Raw genomic sequence first — 17802 nt, forward strand, 5'->3', positions numbered from 1 at the left:
TGTCGGGCGCAGATGCGCCGGCGGGCGTCGCGGCGTTCGCGGCGCTCGCGGCGTTTTGTCGCCCCTGCTCGACGAGCTTGTCGAGCGGCAGGTACACGACGTTGCTGCCCTTGTTGCCGACGAACACCTTCGTCGCGTTCGAATAGATTTCCTGCATCGTCTCGAGGTACATCCGCTCGCGGATCACCGCGGGCGCCTTCGAATACTGCGCATAGACCTGCTTGAAGCGGTCGGCGTCGCCTTCGGCCTGCGTGACCACGCGATCGGCATACGCCTTCGCTTCGTCGGCGAGTTTCGCGGCATCGCCCTGCGCCTTCGGCAGCAGGTCGTTCGCATAGGCCTGCGCGGTACGCTTGGCGGCCTCGCGGTCGTCGCGCGCCTTCGCGACTTCGGCGTACGCGGCTTGCGTCTGCTCCGGCGCCGCGACGCTCTGCATCGTGACGGCCGTGACCTCGAGCCCCGACTGATAGCGATCGAGATCACGCTGGATCGCGGCGGACAGCTGCTCGCGCAGCGCGTCGCGGTCCTGGTTCAGCATGTCGGCCGCGCTGCGCGTGCCGACGATCGCGCGCACCGCGGCCTGGGCGGCCTGCGACACGCTGCGCTCGGGGTCGACGCTGCGGAACAGGTAATCGGTTGCCGAACGGATCCGGTACTGGACGACGAAACGCACGTCGACGATGTCGGCGTCGCGCGTCAGCATCGCGGCTTCCTTCACGTTCGCGAGACGCACGACGTTGTTGCGGCCGATCTCGATCGAACGGACCTGCGACGTGTCGACGATCTCGTGCGACGCGAACGGATACGGCGCGCGCCAGTGCACGCCCTGACCGACCGTGCCGGACAGCTTGCCGAACTGCAGCACGACGCCCGTCTGTCCGTCTTGCACGACGAACAGCCCGCTGCCCGCGTAGACCGCGACCAGCACGCCGATCACGATGCCGACGCCGACGCGCGCTGCCCGGCCGTTGTCGGGCCGGAAGCCGTTGCCGCCCTTGCCGCCGAACAGGCCGCTCAGACGCCGGTTGAAGTTGCGCCACATCTCGTCGAGATCGGGCGGACCGTCACCGTCGCCACCGGGCGGACGCTTCGATTCGTTCGCACGCGGACGGGATGCGTCGTTGCCCTTGCCTTCGCCGCGTCCCCATCGGGGATCGTTGTTCGACAGCAAGGCGCGCATCCGCCGCCAGGTACTCCGCTCGTTGTATTCGTTCACCAGAGTTTGTTCACCAGATGGGACGCCAGCGAACCGGCCGGGGCCGGTTAGCGCCCGTGTTCGGAAATCGTGTGGTCTTCGTGTGGTTCAGCGGGAGCGCCGTCGAGCGCGCCGTTGGGTAACGTCGCGCTGGAAAGGTGTTCCGCGGAGGCGATTTCGGCGATAGCGGCACGCAACGTGTCGAGACCCTGACCAGTGCGCGCGCTCAAAAAGACGCGCGAAATATTACCATACTCGTCGCGCTCGACCGCGTCGCCGCGGGCCGCCAGCTCGGGCACGGCGTCGATCTTGTTGAACACCAGCACCTGCCGGATCGTGTCCGCGCCGATTTCGTGCAGCACGCCGTTCACCTGCTCGATCTGTTCGAGCCGCACCGCGCTCGACGCATCGACCACGTGCAGCAGCAAATCCGCATGGATCGTTTCCTCGAGGGTCGCGCGGAACGCGGCAACCAGCTGGTGAGGCAGTTCGCGGATGAACCCGACCGTATCGGACACGACGATCTGGCCAACCTCGTCGCCCAGGTACACGCGCCGCGACGTCGTATCGAGCGTGGCGAACAGCTGGTCGGCCGCATAGGCCTGCGCCTTCGTCAGCGCATTGAACAGCGTCGACTTGCCCGCGTTCGTATAGCCGACGAGCGACACCGACATCGTGCCGCTGCGCGCGCGCTGGCGACGCTGCGTGCTGTGTTGCCGGCGCAGCCGGTCGAGCCGCGACTTCAGCATCTTGATGCGCTCGCCGATCAGCCGGCGGTCGGTTTCGAGCTGGGTTTCGCCGGGGCCGCGCAGGCCGATACCACCCTTTTGCCGCTCCAAGTGGGTCCACGCGCGAATCAGACGGGTCGACAGGTATTGCAGCTGCGCAAGCTCGACCTGCAGCTTGCCTTCGTGGCTGCGGGCGCGCTGCGCAAAGATATCGAGGATGAGACTCGTGCGATCGACCACCCGCCTGTTAAGCGCCTGCTCCAGGTTGCGTTGCTGGGCCGGTGCCAGTGCGTGGTTGAAGATGACGATTTCGACGTTGTGTGCGTCGCAGGCAAGCCGTAGTTCTTCGGCTTTGCCGCTGCCGATGAACATCTTGGCATCGGGACTGGCGCGACGACCCGTGAGGGTGACGGCGGGACATGCCCCCGCACTTGAGGCGAGAAGACTGAGTTCTTCGAGACTGGCTTCGAAATCGGTCTTGCCGAAGTCGATGCCGACGAGCGCTGCGTTGATCAAATTATCGGGTGTCAAGATAAGGCGGCTGGCATCGGTCGCTCGCGGCGACCGGATGCCGGCCGCTGCGATAGGTTAGGACGTGGTGGCTTCCGCGTCCGGGTGGAAATTCACCGGGCGCGCCGGCACGACCGTCGAGATGGCGTGCTTGTAGACCATCTGGGTCACCGTATTACGGAGCAACACGACGTACTGGTCGAACGATTCAATGTTCCCTTGGAGCTTGATGCCGTTGACGAGATAGATCGAAACGGGAACGTGCTCTTTGCGCAGTGCGTTCAAAAACGGGTCTTGTAACAATTGCCCTTTGTTGCTCATGGCGTACTCCATCTTTTTTTGCAGGTTGATCTGAATTTGGCGCCGAAGAAAAAGAGATCCGGCGCCAATCGCTACACTATAGCTGATTTTGCCTGCCCCGCCCGGCAGCAGGCCATGCGGCCTATCCCTTGCGGGACGTGCGTGGCAGGCATGTTCAGCCCTTGTCCGCGTACGGATTGTTCGACGAACGGAACTCTATGCGCAATGGAGTCCCGGTCAGGGAGAAAGTTTCGCGGAATCGGTTTTCGAGGTAGCGCTTGTACGTTTCGGTGACCGCGTCGAGCGCGTTGCCGTGGATCACGATCAGCGGCGGATTCTGTCCGCCCTGGTGCGCGTAGCGCAGCTTCGGACGCACCGGACCGCGACGGCGCGGCTGCTGGAACTCGACGGCCTCGATCAGCGCGCGCGTGAGCTTCGGCGTCGGCAGTTTCGCCATGGCCGCCGCGTACGCATCGTCGACCGAGCGCATCAGCGCGCCGATGCCCGTCTTCTTCGCGGCCGAAATGTAGTGCGATTTCGCGAAGTCGAGGAATTTCAGCTTGCGGGTCAAATCCGCTTTCGCGCGATCGCGCGCGTGGTCGTCGAGACCGTCCCACTTGTTGACGCCGATCACGAGCGCGCGGCCCTGTTCGACGACGAAGCCGGCGATGTGCGCGTCCTGGTCGGAAATGTCCTGCTGCGCATCCAGCAGAAGAATGACGACGTTCGCGTCGGAAATCGATTGCAGCGTCTTCACGACCGAGAATTTCTCGATCGCCTCGAACACCTTGCCGCGGCGCCGCAGGCCCGCCGTGTCGATCAGCGTGTATTTCTTGCCGTTACGCTCGAAGTCGACGTAGATCGAATCGCGCGTCGTGCCCGGCATGTCGAACGCGATCACGCGGTCCTCGCCGATCAGCGCGTTCACGAGCGTCGACTTGCCGACGTTCGGGCGGCCCACGATCGCGATCTTGATGCCGCGCGACGGATCGTCTTCGTCCGCTTCCTCGGGCTGGCCCGCGTACGCGACTTCCAGCGCCTCGTTGATCATGTCGGTCACGCCGTCGCCGTGCGCGGCCGAGATCGCGCGCGGATCGCCGAGGCCGAGCTCGTAGAAATCCGTCGCGACCGCCGTGTACTTCATCCCCTCGGCCTTGTTGACGACCAGGAAGATCGGCCGGCCGGTCTTGCGCAGGTAGTCGGCGATCGACTTGTCCTGCGGCGCGAGCCCGTTACGGCCGTCGACGATGAACACGACGACGTCGGCTTCCTCGACGGCCTGCCGCGTCTGGCGCGCCATCTGGTGCAGGATGCCGTCCTTCGCGACGGGTTCGAAGCCGCCGGTATCGACGACCAGGTACGGCCGTTCGCCGACCCGACCTTCGCCGTAATGGCGATCGCGCGTGAGGCCCGGCAAGTCGGCGACCAGCGCATCACGCGAGCGCGTGAGCCGGTTGAACAGCGTGGATTTCCCCACATTGGGGCGCCCAACAAGGGCAATGACCGGTTTCATCTGTGTTTTCTACGGTGATGCGCAGCAGCGGGAGGCCCGCTGCTGCGGGCGGCTGCGCTGAATGAAAATATCACGAATTCGCGCCGCGCCGGATGCGCGCGCCGGGCGCGCGCTGCACGCCGTCGTCTTTCGTTTCGAACTGCCTTTCAAATACCGAGCGGCCGGGGACACCGGCCGCCTTCGTGTCGCGCGACCGCGGCGCGCGGGACAAGCCCGCCGCGCCGCGATTGCGCCTGTTGCGTGCGCGTCAGCGCGGACGGAACCCGTACAGGCCGCCGTCCGACGTCTGCACGACGAGCGTATTGCCCGCCAGCACCGGCGCAGCGGTAATCGCGCTGCCGTCGGTCTTCATCCGGGCGATGAAGCTGCCGTCCTCGCGCGACAGGAAGTGCACGAAGCCCTTGTAGTCGCCCATCACGACCGCATGACCAAGCAGGTAAGGCACGCCGACGTCGCGGCTCTTCAGCTTGTCGTTGCGCCAGATCTGGTTGCCGCTCGCCGCGTCGTAGGCCGTCACGACCGACCAGTCGTCGCCGCCGGCGACGACCGAATCGTCTTGCGCCAGGCCGCTGCGGCTCGAGAACGACTTTTCCCACAGCGGACGGCCCGAGTTCGCGTCGAAGCAGCCGATCTGCCCCTGGAACGTGACCGCACATGCTTCGGCACCCACGAGCGTCGGCGGACCGCTGACGTCGTTGATGCGCTCCACTTCGGTCACACCCTTCGGGAACGACACGGGCGTCTGCCAGAACGGCTCGCCCGTCTGCAGGTTGATCGCAACGAGGCCGCCGCCGGGGAAGCCCGCCAGCACGGCCGCATCACCCGCGAAGGTCATGCCGGCCGACACGCGCAGGTTCAGCGGCACCGCGCGGTTGCGGTAGTTCCACTTCTGCTCGCCCGTCTGCGCGTTGAACGCGATCACCTGGCCGTCAATCGTGCGCACGATCACGAGGCCATTGCCGACCAGCGGCGGCGAGAAGATCTCGCCCTGCACGCTCGTCTTCCACAGCAGCTTGCCGTCGGGGCCGAGGACGAACACGCCGCCCTTGAGCGCGCCGACCGCGGTCAGGTTGCCGTCGCTGCCGACACCGGCCGACAGGTCCGAACCGACCTTCGAGCGCCACAGCGTCTGGCCCGTCTTCGCGTCGATCTTCTCGACCGAACCGTTCTCGCCCGCGGCATAGACGGCATCGCCCACGGCCACCGGCGTGAACAGGTAGCGCCCGCCCTTGCCGACGCTCGCCTTCCAGACCTGTTGCACGTCCATGACGGGCTTGAACTCGGTGAGCGGCGTCGGCACGCGGCGCGCGTCCTTCGACGACGAGCAGGCCGCCAATGCCAGGACAGCCGCCGCGCAGGCTACGGGCACAGCGTAACGTTTCAGCAAATTCATCGGTTAGCGAAGCAGAGTTAAGAGGTTGAGGGGGCCGGAATCAGCCGCCGAGCGCGTCGAGCTTGAACTGCACGAGCTGGCGCGCGGACTGGTCGTTCTGCGACAGGCCGTCGAGCGCGAGCTTGTACGCAGCGCGCGCGTCGTCGGTCTTGCCTTGCGCGGCCAGCAGATCGCCGCGGCGATCCGCCACGACGCCCTTGAATGCATCGACCGGCGTGCCGGACAGCAGCGCGAGGCCCGCATCGTACGCCTTCTCGTCGAGCAGCAGCGACGCGAGACGCAGCTTCGCGATCTGCTTGTACTCGTCATCCCTGGCGTGATCGACAGCCCATTGCAGCTGCGCCTTCGCGCCGGCGGCGTCGCCTGCCGCGTAGAGCGTCTTCGCGGCCGACAGGGCCGTCATCTGCGCATACGGCGTGCGGCCGAACTTGTCTTCCATGTCGGCAGCCGCGCGGGCCATCGTCGCCTTGTCGTTCGCGGCGGCGGCCTTCTGGACCTGCTCGTACAACCCGGAAGCCTCGGCGGCCTGACGGCGCTGCCAGTAATTCCAGCCGTTGAAACCGGCCGCGACGACCAGCGCCGCGAGCACGATCCACGTGGTGAGGTTGCCCCAGCGGGCCCACCACGCCTTGACACTTTCAATCGATTCTTGTTCGTCGTGATAACTCATCGGCGAGCGATTCCTTCCTGTTCAGGCTTTTTCTTGTCGAGCGAATGCCAGCGCGATCAGTCGTCGCCGTCTTCGGCGGATGCAACCATCGCATTGATTAGGAATTCGGTCAAGCTTTCGACCGGTACGGTCTGCTGAACGTTCTTTTCCCCTTCCTCGCCCGCACCGCGCAGCGCTTTCACGCCCACCGTGCCGTTCGCGACCTCTTCTTCGCCGAAGATCACCGCGAACGCGGCACCGCTTGCATCGGCCCGCTTCATCTGCGACTTGAAGCTTGCCGGCGCGCCGTCGGCGCTGCAGTGGAAAATCACGTCGAGGCCCGTATCGCGCAAGCGCTCGGCCGCGATGAACGCCTGTTCACGCGCCGTCTCGCCCTGGTGCACCACGTACACGTCGACACCTTCCTGCTCGGGCGCGAGATCCTCTTCCTTCAGCAGTTCGAGAATGCGCTCGATTCCCATCGCCCAGCCGCATGCGGCGGTCGGCTTGCCGCCGAGCTGCTCGATCAGCGGATCGTAGCGGCCGCCGGCCGCGACGGTGCCCTGCGCGCCGAGCTTGTCGGTCACCCACTCGAACACGGTCAGGTTGTAGTAGTCGAGGCCGCGCACGAGACGCGGGTTGATCTTGAACGGAATGTTGTTCGCGAGCAGCAGGCGCTGCAGCCCTTCGAAGTGCGCACGCGATTCGTCGCCGAGGAAGTCGATCAGCTTCGGCGCGTTCTGCGCGATTTCCTGCAGCGCGGGATTCTTCGTGTCGAGCACGCGCAGCGGGTTCGTATACAGGCGGCGCTTTGCGTCCTCGTCCAGCACGTCAGCGAACTGCTCGAGGTACTTGATCAGTTCGACGCGGTGCGCGGCCCGCTCTTCCGCGAGGCCGAGCGAGTTGATCTCGAGCTTGATGCCGGTCAGCCCGAGGTCGTCCCACAGGCGCTGGCACATCATGATGATCTCGGCGTCCGCATCCGGGCCCGCGAAGCCGAGCGCCTCGACGCCGACCTGATGGAACTGGCGGTAGCGGCCGCGCTGCGGACGCTCGTGACGGAACATCGGGCCGATGTACCACAGGCGCTTCGGGCCGTCGTACAGCATGTTGTGCTCGATCGACGCGCGCACGACGGCCGCGGTGTTCTCCGGGCGCATCGTCAGGTTCTCGCCGTTCAGCGCGTCGGTGAAGCTGTACATTTCCTTCTCGACGATGTCCGTGACTTCGCCGATGCCGCGCGTGAAGAGCTGCGTGTGTTCGACGATCGGCGTGCGGATGTTCTGGTAGCCGTACGCGCGCAGCAACGATTTCACGGTAGCTTCGAAGAACTCCCACAGGCCGGCATCCTGCGGAAGGATGTCGTTCATGCCTTTGACGCCGGTGAGCTTCTCGATCTTGCGTTTCTGTTCAGTCATCGTGTGTGTGGACGAATTAATTCAGGGCTTCGGTGCGGCCGTAGTTGCGTGCGACGTAGTCGCTGACGATCTGCTGGAACTCCTCGGCGATCCGCTCGCCGCGCAGCGTCTTGACCTTCTCGCCGTCGATGAAGACGGGCGCGGCCGGGTTCTCGCCCGACCCCGGCAGGCTGATGCCGATGTTCGCGTGCTTCGATTCGCCCGGGCCGTTGACGATGCAGCCCATCACCGCGACGTTCATCTTCTCGACGCCCGGATATTCCTTGCGCCATACGGGCATCTGCTCGCGCAGGTAGGTCTGGATCTGCATCGCGAGCTCCTGGAACAGCGTGCTCGTCGTGCGGCCGCAGCCCGGGCACGCGATCACCATCGGCGCAAACGAGCGCAGGCCCATCGTCTGCAGGATTTCCTGGCCGACGATCACCTCGCCCGTGCGCGGCGCGCCCGGTTCCGGCGTCAGCGAGATGCGGATCGTGTCGCCGATCCCTTCCTGCAGCAGCACGCCGAGCGCAGCCGTCGAGGCAACGATGCCCTTCGAGCCCATGCCGGCCTCGGTCAGACCGAGGTGCAGCGCGAAGCCGCAGCGGCGGCCGAGTTCGCGGTACACGGCGATCAGGTCCTGCACGCCGCTGACCTTGCACGACAGCACGATGCGATCACGGCCGAGGCCCAGCTCGACCGCACGCTCGGCCGAGCCGATCGCCGACTGGATCAGCGCCTCGTACATCACGCTTTGCGCGTCCCACGGCTGCGAACGCGCGCCGTTCTCGTCCATCATGCGCGCGAGCAGGTCCTGGTCGAGGCTGCCCCAGTTCACGCCGATCCGCACCGCCTTGTCGTACTTGGCCGCGGCTTCGATCATCAGCGCGAACTGCGTGTCGCGTTTCGCACCCTGGCCGACGTTGCCGGGATTGATCCGGTACTTCGACAGCGCCTCCGCGCAGCCCGGGTAGTCGCGCAGCAGCAGGTGGCCGTTGTAGTGGAAATCGCCGACGAGCGGTACGGTCACGCCCATCCGGTCGAGCTGTTCGCGGATCGCCGGCACGGCGGCCGCGGCCTCCGGCGTGTTGACGGTGATGCGGACCAGTTCGGAGCCCGCGTTCGCGAGTTCCTTGATCTGGATCGCCGTGCCGATCGCGTCGGCCGTGTCGGTATTCGTCATCGACTGGACGCGCACCGGCGCATCGCCGCCGATCGTCACGAGCTGCCCGCCCCAACGAACATCCACCGCATGCGACACGCGACGCGGCTGATGCCCGCCGAACACCGGCTCGGTTGAACAAATCTGACTGCTGCGTGGGGATTGAGCTTCGGATTGCATCGATAGATCCATTTACGCGGAATGCGCCGTGAAGCGGCGCATGAATTGAAAAAGCGCCGTGCCCTCGCGGCCTGTCCTGGACAGGCCCTCGCCACGGCGCTTGACGTCAGGGCAACGTGAACCGCGCCACGTTACCCCGCGCTGCCGAATATTTTGCCGGATCGACAGGTTTTCCGTCGAACGCGACCGCGTCCATGCCTGCCTTGTTGCCGATCGTGACCTTGAACGGCCCCTCGCCGGCGACCTGCTTCGTCTCGCCGGCCCGCACCAGCGCCGAGAACAGCTCCTTGCCGTTCTTGTCGCGCACGCTGAACCAGCAATCCTGCTTGACCTTCAGTTCGACCATCGACTGGCCTGCCGCCACCGCGACGCTCGCGGGCTGGGCCGGCACGGCCGCGCCGCTCGCCGCGGCCGCCACGACGGGTTGCGACGCAGGCGCCGCTACCGGCGTGGCCGGGGCCGGCGCCGGTGCAGCCGATGCAACGACCTGCGGCGCCACGGCGGATGCCGCAACCTGCGCCGGGGCAACGTTGCCGGCTGCCGCCGACGCGCCGCCCGCGGCCGCCTCTTCGACCGAAGACGCCGCCGGCGCGCTGGCCGCCGACGCATGTTCGGTGTCACTGCCCTTGAAACGCGCGAGCCAGCTCGACGAATCGCCGCCAGTGTGCCACATGAGCACCGCCACCACCGCAACGACGACGATCGCCGTCCCCCACAGCCACGGATGGTGGCGCGACGAGCCGCCGAGCGGAATCGACACACGGCCGCGCGGCAGATCCGTCCCCGACGACGCCGGCATCGACAGATCGACTTCCGGCACGCCGCGCTCGCGGCGCAACGCCTGTGCAAACGGCTCCGGATCGACGCCGAGCATCTTCGCGTAGCTGCGCACGACGCCGAGCGCGAACGTCACGCCGGGCAAATGGCTGATGTCGCCTGCCTCGAGCGCACGCAGCTTCTGCGGGGCGACCTTGAGCCGCGCCGACACGTCGTCGACCGTCCAGCCCTTCGCCTCCCGGAGCTGCGCCAACCGGCTGCCGACGGCCGCCAGCGTTTCCAACCCCGCCGGTGCCGGCTTCGCGGCATCCGTCTCTGCGCCGTTTGTCGGCTGCGGCTCACTCATCCTTGTCCTCGCGTCGATTCTTCTTCACTGGCGAGCGCCGCCGGCTCCCGCCGGCCGGCACCCGCAACTGTCCATATCATGCGCGGCGCCAGGGCGCCGCGACCGATCGCTATTCGCGTGTTGTACCGCCAAGATGTTCGGGCATCCGCGGCCAGGCCGCCCCGACCTGGCATCCCCGTCAAATCGCCCGAACTTCGATGATTTTTGCTGCTGCGCCCGTTCGCTCCGCCAGGCGCGTGCGGTCCTTCACGGCGCCGGCCAGCTGGCCGCACGCGGCGTCGATGTCGTCGCCGCGCGTCTTGCGCACGGTCGTGACGACACCCGCGTCGATGAGGACCTGGGCAAAGCGCTTGATCTGCTCCGGCTTCGAGCGGATGAGGCCCGATTCCGGAAACGGATTGAACGGGATCAGATTGAACTTGCACGGAACATCACGCGTGACGGCCAGCAGTTCGCGCGCATGCGCTTCGGTGTCGTTGACGCCGTCGAGCATGCAGTATTCGAAAGTAATGAAGTCGCGCGGCGCGACTTTCAGATAGCGCTGGCACGCGGCCATGAGCTCGCGAAGCGGGTGCTTCTTGTTGAGCGGCACCAGCTCGTCGCGCAGCGCATCGTTCGGCGCGTGCAGCGAAACGGCGAGCGCGACCGGCAATTCGGCGCCGAGGCGGTCCATCATCGGCACCACGCCGGACGTCGACAGCGTGACGCGACGGCGCGACAGGCCGTACGCGTTGTCGTCGAGCATCAGCCGCATCGCGGGCACGACCGCGCTGTAATTCAGCAGCGGCTCGCCCATGCCCATCATCACCACGTTGGTGACGACCCGTTCGGCCTTGCCGTTCGGACCGGGCGCGCGACCGAGCGACGCACGCAGTGCAAATTCGGCCATCCGGAGCTGGCCGATGATTTCGGCTGTCGACAGGTTGCGGGAGAAGCCCTGCTTGCCCGTCGAGCAGAAGCGGCAGTTGACCGCACACCCGGCCTGCGACGACACGCACAGCGTGCCGCGCGTTTCTTCCGGGATGAACACGGTTTCGACCGCATTGCCGTTTCCGACGTCGATCAGCCACTTGCGCGTGCCGTCGGTGGAAACGTGATCGCTGGCGATCTCGGGCATCACGATCGACGCACGGCCCTTGAGCTTTTCTCTCAGGGACTTCGCGAGATCGGTCATGCCGTCGAAATCGCCGGCGTTGTACTGGTGGATCCAGCGCTGCAACTGCTTGGCGCGGAACGGCTTCTCGCCGAGGCTGCCGCAGTACGCGACAAGACCCTCGGCATCGAAGTCGAGAAGATTGACGGAAGTTTCGCTCGTCATGATGTGCTGCCTTGCCGCTTGCGCTGAATCCTGCCTACTTGTTGCCAGCCAGGGCTTAGCGCGAGTAGACGTTCATTTCCGGGAAGAAGAACGCGATTTCGACCGCGGCCGTTTCGGCAGCGTCCGAGCCGTGCACGGCGTTCGCGTCGATGCTGTCGGCGAAGTCGGCGCGGATCGTGCCCTTTTCCGCCTTCTTCGGATCCGTCGCGCCCATCAGGTCGCGGTTCTTCAGGATCGCGCCTTCACCTTCCAGAACCTGGATCATCACCGGGCCCGAGATCATGAAATCGACGAGGTCCTTGAAGAACGGACGTGCTGCGTGAACCGCATAGAACTTCTCTGCGTCGCCACGCGACAGGTGAGCCATGCGCGATGCGACGATCTTCAGGCCGGCGCCTTCGAAACGGCTGTAGATCTGGCCGATCACGTTCTTTGCCACCGCATCCGGCTTGATGATCGACAGGGTGCGCTCGATTGCCATAAAAACTCCAAAAAATTAAGAAGTTACAGGTTCAAATGAATCCGCTATTGTAGCACGATCCCGTGTATCATTGCGATTGAACCCTTACACGAATGAAAGGTTTCGAATCCATATGTTTTTTGCGCCGCCCGCCATTGAAACCTCGCGGCGCGGAACGTATCTTAGCCATAGCTGCCCCGGTTTGCTGCGGCGCACACCGCGCGCGCCGAACCGGCCCCGGACGCCCACGCGTTCAATGTTAGGAGAAACCATGAACGACTATCCGTACAATTTCGGCCGCGGCGGTTCCGTCAGCACCGCCGAAGTTCGCAACCGCGTGCTGCGGAACACGTACTGGCTGCTCGCGCTGTCGATGGTGCCGACCGTGCTGGGCGCCTGGGTCGGCGTCGCGACGGGCTTCTCGCTGTTCGCGGCCACGAGCCCGATGATGAGCCTGCTCGCGTTCTTCGCGATCGCGTTCGGCTTCATGTTCGCGATCGAGCGGACGAAAAACAGCGCGGCCGGCGTGTTCGTGCTGCTCGGCTTCACATTCTTCATGGGCCTGATGCTGTCGCGGCTGCTGAGCTTCATCCTCGGCTTCTCGAACGGCCCGTCGCTAATCATGCTCGCGTTCGGCGGCACCGGCATCATCTTCGCCGCGATGGCGACGATCGCAACCGTCAGCAAGCGCGACTTCTCGGGGCTCGGCAAGTGGCTGTTCATGGGCGTGATCGTGATCCTGCTGGCCTCGGTCGCGAATATCTTCCTGCAGCTGCCGGCGCTGATGCTCACCGTATCGGTGCTCGCGATCGCGATCTTCTCGGCCTACATGCTGTTCGACGTCCAGCGCGTCGTGAACGGCGGCGAGACGAACTACATCTCGGCCACGCTCGCGATCTACCTCGACCTGTACAACGTGTTCACGAACCTGCTCGCGCTGCTCGGCATCTTCGGCGGCAACCGCAACTGACGTTCGCCGCACCCCATGAAAAACCGGCCCGCGGGCCGGTTTTTTTACGTCTGGCGTCCGCCTGCTCAGTCGCGCTCGAACAGCGCGATCGATTCGACGTGCGACGTATTCGGGAACATGTTCACGACCCCGGCGCCCTTCAGGCGGTAACCCGCCTCGTGCACGAGCAGGCCAGCGTCGCGCGCGAGCGTCGACGGGTTGCAAGACACGTAGACGATACGCTTCGGCAGCGGGCCTTCGCCGCTCTGCGCGATTTCGGCCAGCGCCTTCGACACCGCGAGCGCGCCTTCGCGCGGCGGGTCGATCAGGAACTTGTCGAAGGCGCCGAGCGCACGGAGGTCGTCGCCCGTCACTTCGAACAGGTTCCGGCACGCGAACGTCGTGTGGCCATCGACGCCGTTTTCGCGCGCATTCGCCAGCGCGCGCGTCGTCAGCGTTTCGCTGCCTTCGATGCCCATCACTTCGCGCGACAGTCGCGCGAGCGGCAGCGTGAAGTTGCCGATCCCGCAGAACAGGTCGAGCACGCGATCGTCGCGCGACGGCGCGAGCAGGCGCAGCGCGCGGCCCACCAGCACGCGGTTGATCTGATGGTTGACCTGCGTGAAGTCGGTCGGCTTGAACGGCATGCGGATGCCGAACTCCGGCAGCGTGTAGTCGAGCGGTACGTCGAGCGGATAGAACGGCGTCACCGTGTCCGGGCCCTTCGGCTGCAGCCAGAACTGCACCTTGTGCTCGTCAGCGAACGCGCGCAGCAGCGCTTCGTCGTCCGCATTGATCGGCTCCAGCACGCGCAGCACCAGCGCCGTGACTTGCGAACCGACCGCGAGTTCGATCTGCGGCATCCGGTCGCGGATCGACAGCCCCTCGACCAGCCGGCGCAGCGGCACGAGCATTGCCGACACGTGCGGCGGCAGCACTTCGCAGCTCGTCATGTCGGCGACATAGCTGCTCTTCTTTTCGTGGAACCCGACCAGCACGCCGCCCTTCTTCGCGACGTTGCGCACGGTCAGGCGCGCACGGTAGCGGTAGCCCCACGACGGGCCATGGATCGGCGCGAACATCGTCTCGGCGCGCAGTTTCGACAGGTGCCACAGGTTGTCCTCGAGCACGCGCTGCTTGATCGCCACCTGCGCGCGCATGTCGAGGTGCTGCATCGAGCAGCCGCCGCAGGTGCCGAAGAACGCGCATTTCGGCTGCGTGCGCAGCACGCTCGGGCGCAGAATGTCGACAACGGTCGCCTGCTCGTAGCTCGGCTTGCGACGGTAGCTCGAATAGGTCACGCGCTCGCCGGGCAGCGCGCCCTCGACGAAGATGACCTTGCCCGGCGTGCCGTCCTCGGTCACCGTGCGGCCGACACCGCGCGCTTCCATGTCGAGCGATTCGATCTCGAGAACCGGGGCAGGCCCGGGCGCGACGGGCGCATTTTTCGATTTGCGCGCAGAAGTGGGGACGGCTTCGGACACCAGCTTTTCCTGACAAACGTTGAAGAAGGCGAGATTGTAGACGACGACAGCCCGCATCGTCCGCTTTCATGGTGCTCGTGTCGATACGGATGCATCCACGGCGCCGCGTAATGCCCCAAACCCCAGGCGCGGTGTCTTGCCGACCCACCGGCGGCACAAGTTCTGCTCCCAGGTGACTCTCTGCTCGCAGGAGATTCGACCATGCGACTGATCGACTGGAACGTTCAATGGGGTCGGGACGCGGACGGCGTCGTCGACCTCGCGCGCACGATCGCCGCCGCCCGCCGGCTCGGCGACTTCGACGTGCTGTGCATGCAGGAAGTCACGCGCGGCTTCGGCGCGCTGCCCGGCCAGCCGGGCCCCGACCAGTTCACCGAATTGGCGGCGTTGCTGCCCGGCTATATGATCTTCGAGGCGATCGGCGCCGACCTGCCGCCGCTCGAACCCGGCGCGGCGCGCCGGCAGTTCGGCAATGCGATCGCGACACGGCTGCCGGTCGGACGCGTGCTGCGCCAGTTGCTGCCGTGGCCGGCCGACGCCGGCGGGCCGTCGATGCCGCGTGTCGCGCTGGAAGTCGAGCTGACGACGCCGTCGGGCGCGCTGCGGATCGTCACGACGCACCTCGAATACTACTCGGCGCGCCAGCGACTCGCACAGGTCGATGCGTTGCGCGCCCGGCACCGCGAAGCCTGCGCCCACGCCGACCAGCCCGCCCCGGCGGAGAACGCCACCGGACCGTTCACCGCGACCGGCCAGCCGCGCGACGCGATCATCTGCGGCGATTTCAACAGCGCGTTCGACAGCGATGCGTACCTGCGCCTGCTGGAGCCGATCGCGGACGCGCCGTCGTTCGTCGATGCCTGGGTCGCCCGGCACCCGGGCCACACGCCGCCGCCGACCGCCGGCGTCTACGACACGGTGCAATGGTCGGAGGGGCCGCTCGCGTGCGATTTCGTGTTCGTGACCGATACGCTGCTGCCACGCGTCACGCGCTGCGAGATCGACGGCGACATGCGCGAGTCGGATCACCAGCCGGTCGTGCTCGAACTCGAGGTCAGTTGATCGCGGCCGCGACGCGGGCCGCCCGCGTCACGCGTCGAAGCCGGCCAGGTATTCGGCCCAATGCGATGCGGGCTCCTGCGCAAGCGAATTCTTCACGAGCAGGATCTCGTCCGCATATTCGTTTGGCGTCAGGCCGCCGCGCATCAGCTGGAACCGGCAATACAGCAGGTAGGTGTTGACGACGTCGGTTTCGCAATAGTTGCGGATTTCCTCGATCCGTCCGTCCTGGAACGCCGGCCACACCTGGCTGCCGTCCATCCCCAGCTTGCCCGGAAAGCCGCACAGTTTCGCGAGCGCGTCGAGCGGCGCGTTCGCGCGCGCCTGATACATCGCGAGCACGTCCATCAGATCGGTATGCCGCGAGTGATAGCGAGCGATGTAGTTGTTCCACTTGAATTCGCGGTCGTCCTCGCCCAGGTCCCAGTAGCGCGTCGCGGGAATCCCGTGCACGAGCGCCCGGTAATGGAGCACCGGCAGGTCGAAGCCGCCGCCGTTCCACGACACGAGCTGCGGCGTGTATTTCTCGATCACGCGGTAGAACGACTGGATCAGCGTCGCCTCGTTGTCCTGGGGCGTGCCCAGCGAGCGCACACGGAAACCGTTGTTGTCGCGGAACACGCAGGAAATCGCCGCGACGCGCTGCAGGTGATGCGGCAGGAAATCGCCGCCGGTCTTCTCGCGGCGCGCGGCGAACGCATGTTCGGCCACCGCGGCGTCGTCGAGCGTCGCGGGCAGATCTTCCAGACGGCGAATGCCGTCGACATCGGGAATGGTCTCGATGTCAAAAACGAGAATCGGAGTCATCAGTTACAGAACGGCGTCCTTGCGTACGCCATTGGAGGCAAAGAACCGCTTGAGGCGCACCAGCGCTTCCTGCTGGATCTGCCGCACGCGCTCGCGCGTGAGCCCCATCTCGTCGGCCAGCTCCTCGAGCGTGGCCGGTTCGATGTGGTTCAGGCCGAAGCGGCGCTCGATCACGTGGCGGTGCTTGTCGGACAGCCGTGACAGCCACGCGCGCGTGAGCGTCTCGAGTTCGCGGTGCTGCACCTCGGCGTCGGGCGACTGGCTCTGGTCGTCGGGCAGCAGGTCGAGCAGGCTGCTCGCGGGATCGAGGTCGAGCGGTGCGTCGAGCGATGCGGTGTGCTCGTTGAGCGCGAGGATGTCGGTGACTTCCTCGGCGGTCTTGCCGGTGAGATAGGCGATGTCGTCGATGCTGGCTTCGCGGCGTTCGGCCGCCTCGCCCGTCGACATCGAATTCTTTTCGAGGTGGCGCTTCGCGCGCAGCACCTGGTTCAGCTCGCGGATCACATGCACGGGCAGGCGCACGGTGCGCGCCTGGTTCATGATCGCCCGCTCGATGCTCTGGCGGATCCACCACGTCGCATAGGTCGAGAAGCGAAAGCCGCGCGTCGGGTCGAATTTCTCGATCGCGTGCATCAGGCCGAGGTTGCCTTCCTCGATCAGGTCGAGCAGCGGCACGCCGCGGTTCAGGTAACCCTTCGCGATACTGACGACGAGACGCAGGTTGCGCTCGATCATCACTTGCCGCGCCTCGAATTCGCCGGCCTTCGCGAGACGCGAATAGCGCTGCTCCTCCTCGACGGTCAGGAGCGGCTTCACGCTGATGCGGTTCAGGTAATGCTGGATCGTGTCGGCCGTGAGCTCGGCCTGCAGCAATGCGCGGAAATCGTCGACGTCGGGAGCCGCTTCCGTACGGCCTTCGCGCTCGCCGTCGCCGTCCGCTTCGGCGTCGCTCGCCTCGATATCACGTTCGTTTTCCGCGACGTCGTCTTCGTCGTCCTTCGAAGCGCCAGCTCGCCCCACCGATGCTTGCGTGGCACGACTGATCTTCTCAGACTCGGCTTGCGGCTCGTGGCGCTTCGATTTCGGCATGGTCGTCTCGGTTATTGAGGCGGCAAATACTTCAGCGGATCGACAGGTTTACCCTGCCGGCGAACCTCGAAATGCAGCATCACGCGGTCAGCATCGCTGTTACCCATCTCGGCGATCTTCTGCCCCTTCGTCACCGCGTCCCCCTCTTTTACCATCAAAGCGCGATTATGTGCATACGCCGTGAGGTAAGTTGCATCGTGTTTGATGATAATGAGGTTGCCGTAGCCACGCAGGCCATTGCCCGAATAGACGACGCGGCCATCGGCCGCCGCCTTCACGGGTTCACCGGACGTGCCGCCGATATTGACACCCTTGTTCTTCGCGTCGTCAAAACCGTTCAGCAGCGGGCCGCGCACGGGCCATGCAAACGTCACGGGGCCGCTCGGCGCTGCTGCCGTATCGCTCGATGCGGCGGCGGCAGCCGGCGGCGTGATCGCGGACGACGAGCCTGCGGCCGGCATCGCGGGACCGCTGCTGAGCGGCGCG

General features: G+C 65.8%; 17 protein-coding genes. 2 read left to right on the forward strand and 15 right to left on the reverse strand.

The genetic code is table 11. The annotated features are described in order from the left end of the window. The 11 genes from hflK to ndk all read right to left on the reverse strand — a co-directional run. A partial coding sequence (gene hflK, locus F3J14_RS26350; RefSeq protein WP_166725471.1) for an FtsH protease activity modulator HflK occupies positions 1-1216 on the reverse strand: 1216 nt, incomplete at its 3' end. A 47-nt stretch (positions 1217-1263) separates the two neighbouring features. Continuing rightward, positions 1264-2439: a GTPase HflX gene (gene hflX, locus F3J14_RS26355; protein WP_211080390.1), complete on the reverse strand. Its 1176-nt coding sequence runs from the start codon at positions 2437-2439 to the stop codon at positions 1264-1266. Between the two features lie 72 nt (positions 2440-2511). Then, positions 2512-2754, reverse strand: a complete 243-nt coding sequence (hfq, locus tag F3J14_RS26360) for an RNA chaperone Hfq (RefSeq protein ID WP_006754897.1) — start codon at positions 2752-2754, stop codon at positions 2512-2514. Positions 2755-2908: 154 nt separating this feature from the next. Further along, positions 2909-4246, reverse strand: coding sequence for a ribosome biogenesis GTPase Der (gene der / locus F3J14_RS26365; protein WP_006754898.1), 1338 nt, complete (start codon positions 4244-4246; stop codon positions 2909-2911). Positions 4247-4493: 247 nt separating this feature from the next. Next, a complete protein-coding gene (gene bamB / locus F3J14_RS26375) occupies positions 4494-5639 on the reverse strand; it encodes an outer membrane protein assembly factor BamB (RefSeq protein ID WP_166725473.1) in 1146 nt (381 codons plus the stop codon). A gap of 40 nt (positions 5640-5679) precedes the next feature. Next, the gene (locus F3J14_RS26380; protein WP_166725474.1) at positions 5680-6309 is read right to left on the reverse strand and encodes a tetratricopeptide repeat protein; all 630 of its coding nucleotides are present in this window, start codon (positions 6307-6309) and stop codon (positions 5680-5682) included. A 56-nt stretch (positions 6310-6365) separates the two neighbouring features. Further along, positions 6366-7706 (reverse strand): histidine--tRNA ligase, encoded by a 1341-nt coding sequence (gene hisS, locus F3J14_RS26385; RefSeq protein WP_006754903.1) that lies wholly within the window; start codon positions 7704-7706, stop codon positions 6366-6368. A 16-nt stretch (positions 7707-7722) separates the two neighbouring features. Further along, a complete protein-coding gene (ispG, locus tag F3J14_RS26390; RefSeq protein WP_166725475.1) occupies positions 7723-9027 on the reverse strand; it encodes a flavodoxin-dependent (E)-4-hydroxy-3-methylbut-2-enyl-diphosphate synthase in 1305 nt (434 codons plus the stop codon). 106 nt (positions 9028-9133) lie between these two features. After that, entirely contained in the window at positions 9134-10150 is a 1017-nt protein-coding gene (locus F3J14_RS26395) for a helix-turn-helix domain-containing protein (RefSeq protein WP_166725476.1), read from the reverse strand. A 178-nt stretch (positions 10151-10328) separates the two neighbouring features. Continuing rightward, on the reverse strand, positions 10329-11468 hold the full coding sequence (gene rlmN / locus F3J14_RS26400; RefSeq protein ID WP_006755776.1) for a 23S rRNA (adenine(2503)-C(2))-methyltransferase RlmN: 1140 nt from the start codon (positions 11466-11468) through the stop codon (positions 10329-10331). A gap of 55 nt (positions 11469-11523) precedes the next feature. After that, positions 11524-11949 (reverse strand): nucleoside-diphosphate kinase, encoded by a 426-nt coding sequence (gene ndk / locus F3J14_RS26405; RefSeq protein ID WP_006755775.1) that lies wholly within the window; start codon positions 11947-11949, stop codon positions 11524-11526. Between the two features lie 250 nt (positions 11950-12199). Here ndk and F3J14_RS26410 point away from each other — a divergent pair, with 250 nt between their 5' ends. Further along, positions 12200-12898: a Bax inhibitor-1/YccA family protein gene (locus F3J14_RS26410; RefSeq protein WP_006761414.1), complete on the forward strand. Its 699-nt coding sequence runs from the start codon at positions 12200-12202 to the stop codon at positions 12896-12898. 65 nt (positions 12899-12963) lie between these two features. Here F3J14_RS26410 and rlmD read toward each other — a convergent pair whose 3' ends face one another. Next, positions 12964-14418 carry a 23S rRNA (uracil(1939)-C(5))-methyltransferase RlmD gene (gene rlmD / locus F3J14_RS26415; protein ID WP_168736321.1) on the reverse strand — a complete coding sequence of 485 codons (1455 nt, stop codon included), beginning with the start codon at positions 14416-14418 and terminating at the stop codon, positions 12964-12966. A gap of 144 nt (positions 14419-14562) precedes the next feature. Here rlmD and F3J14_RS26420 point away from each other — a divergent pair, with 144 nt between their 5' ends. Then, positions 14563-15423, forward strand: coding sequence for an endonuclease/exonuclease/phosphatase family protein (locus tag F3J14_RS26420; protein ID WP_166725478.1), 861 nt, complete (start codon positions 14563-14565; stop codon positions 15421-15423). Between the two features lie 27 nt (positions 15424-15450). Here the strand turns inward: F3J14_RS26420 and F3J14_RS26425 are convergent, their stop codons facing one another. The 3 genes from F3J14_RS26425 to F3J14_RS26435 all read right to left on the reverse strand — a co-directional run. Next, positions 15451-16227, reverse strand: coding sequence for a 3'-5' exonuclease (locus F3J14_RS26425; protein ID WP_166725479.1), 777 nt, complete (start codon positions 16225-16227; stop codon positions 15451-15453). 3 nt (positions 16228-16230) lie between these two features. Continuing rightward, positions 16231-17316, reverse strand: coding sequence for an RNA polymerase sigma factor RpoS (rpoS, locus tag F3J14_RS26430; protein WP_166725480.1), 1086 nt, complete (start codon positions 17314-17316; stop codon positions 16231-16233). Positions 17317-17327: 11 nt separating this feature from the next. Then, positions 17328-17802: peptidoglycan DD-metalloendopeptidase family protein (locus F3J14_RS26435; protein ID WP_166725481.1), on the reverse strand; the 475-nt coding region annotated here is incomplete at its 5' end.

The organism is Burkholderia sp. Tr-862 (assembly GCF_011753085.1).
Lineage (GTDB): Bacteria > Pseudomonadota > Gammaproteobacteria > Burkholderiales > Burkholderiaceae > Burkholderia > Burkholderia ambifaria.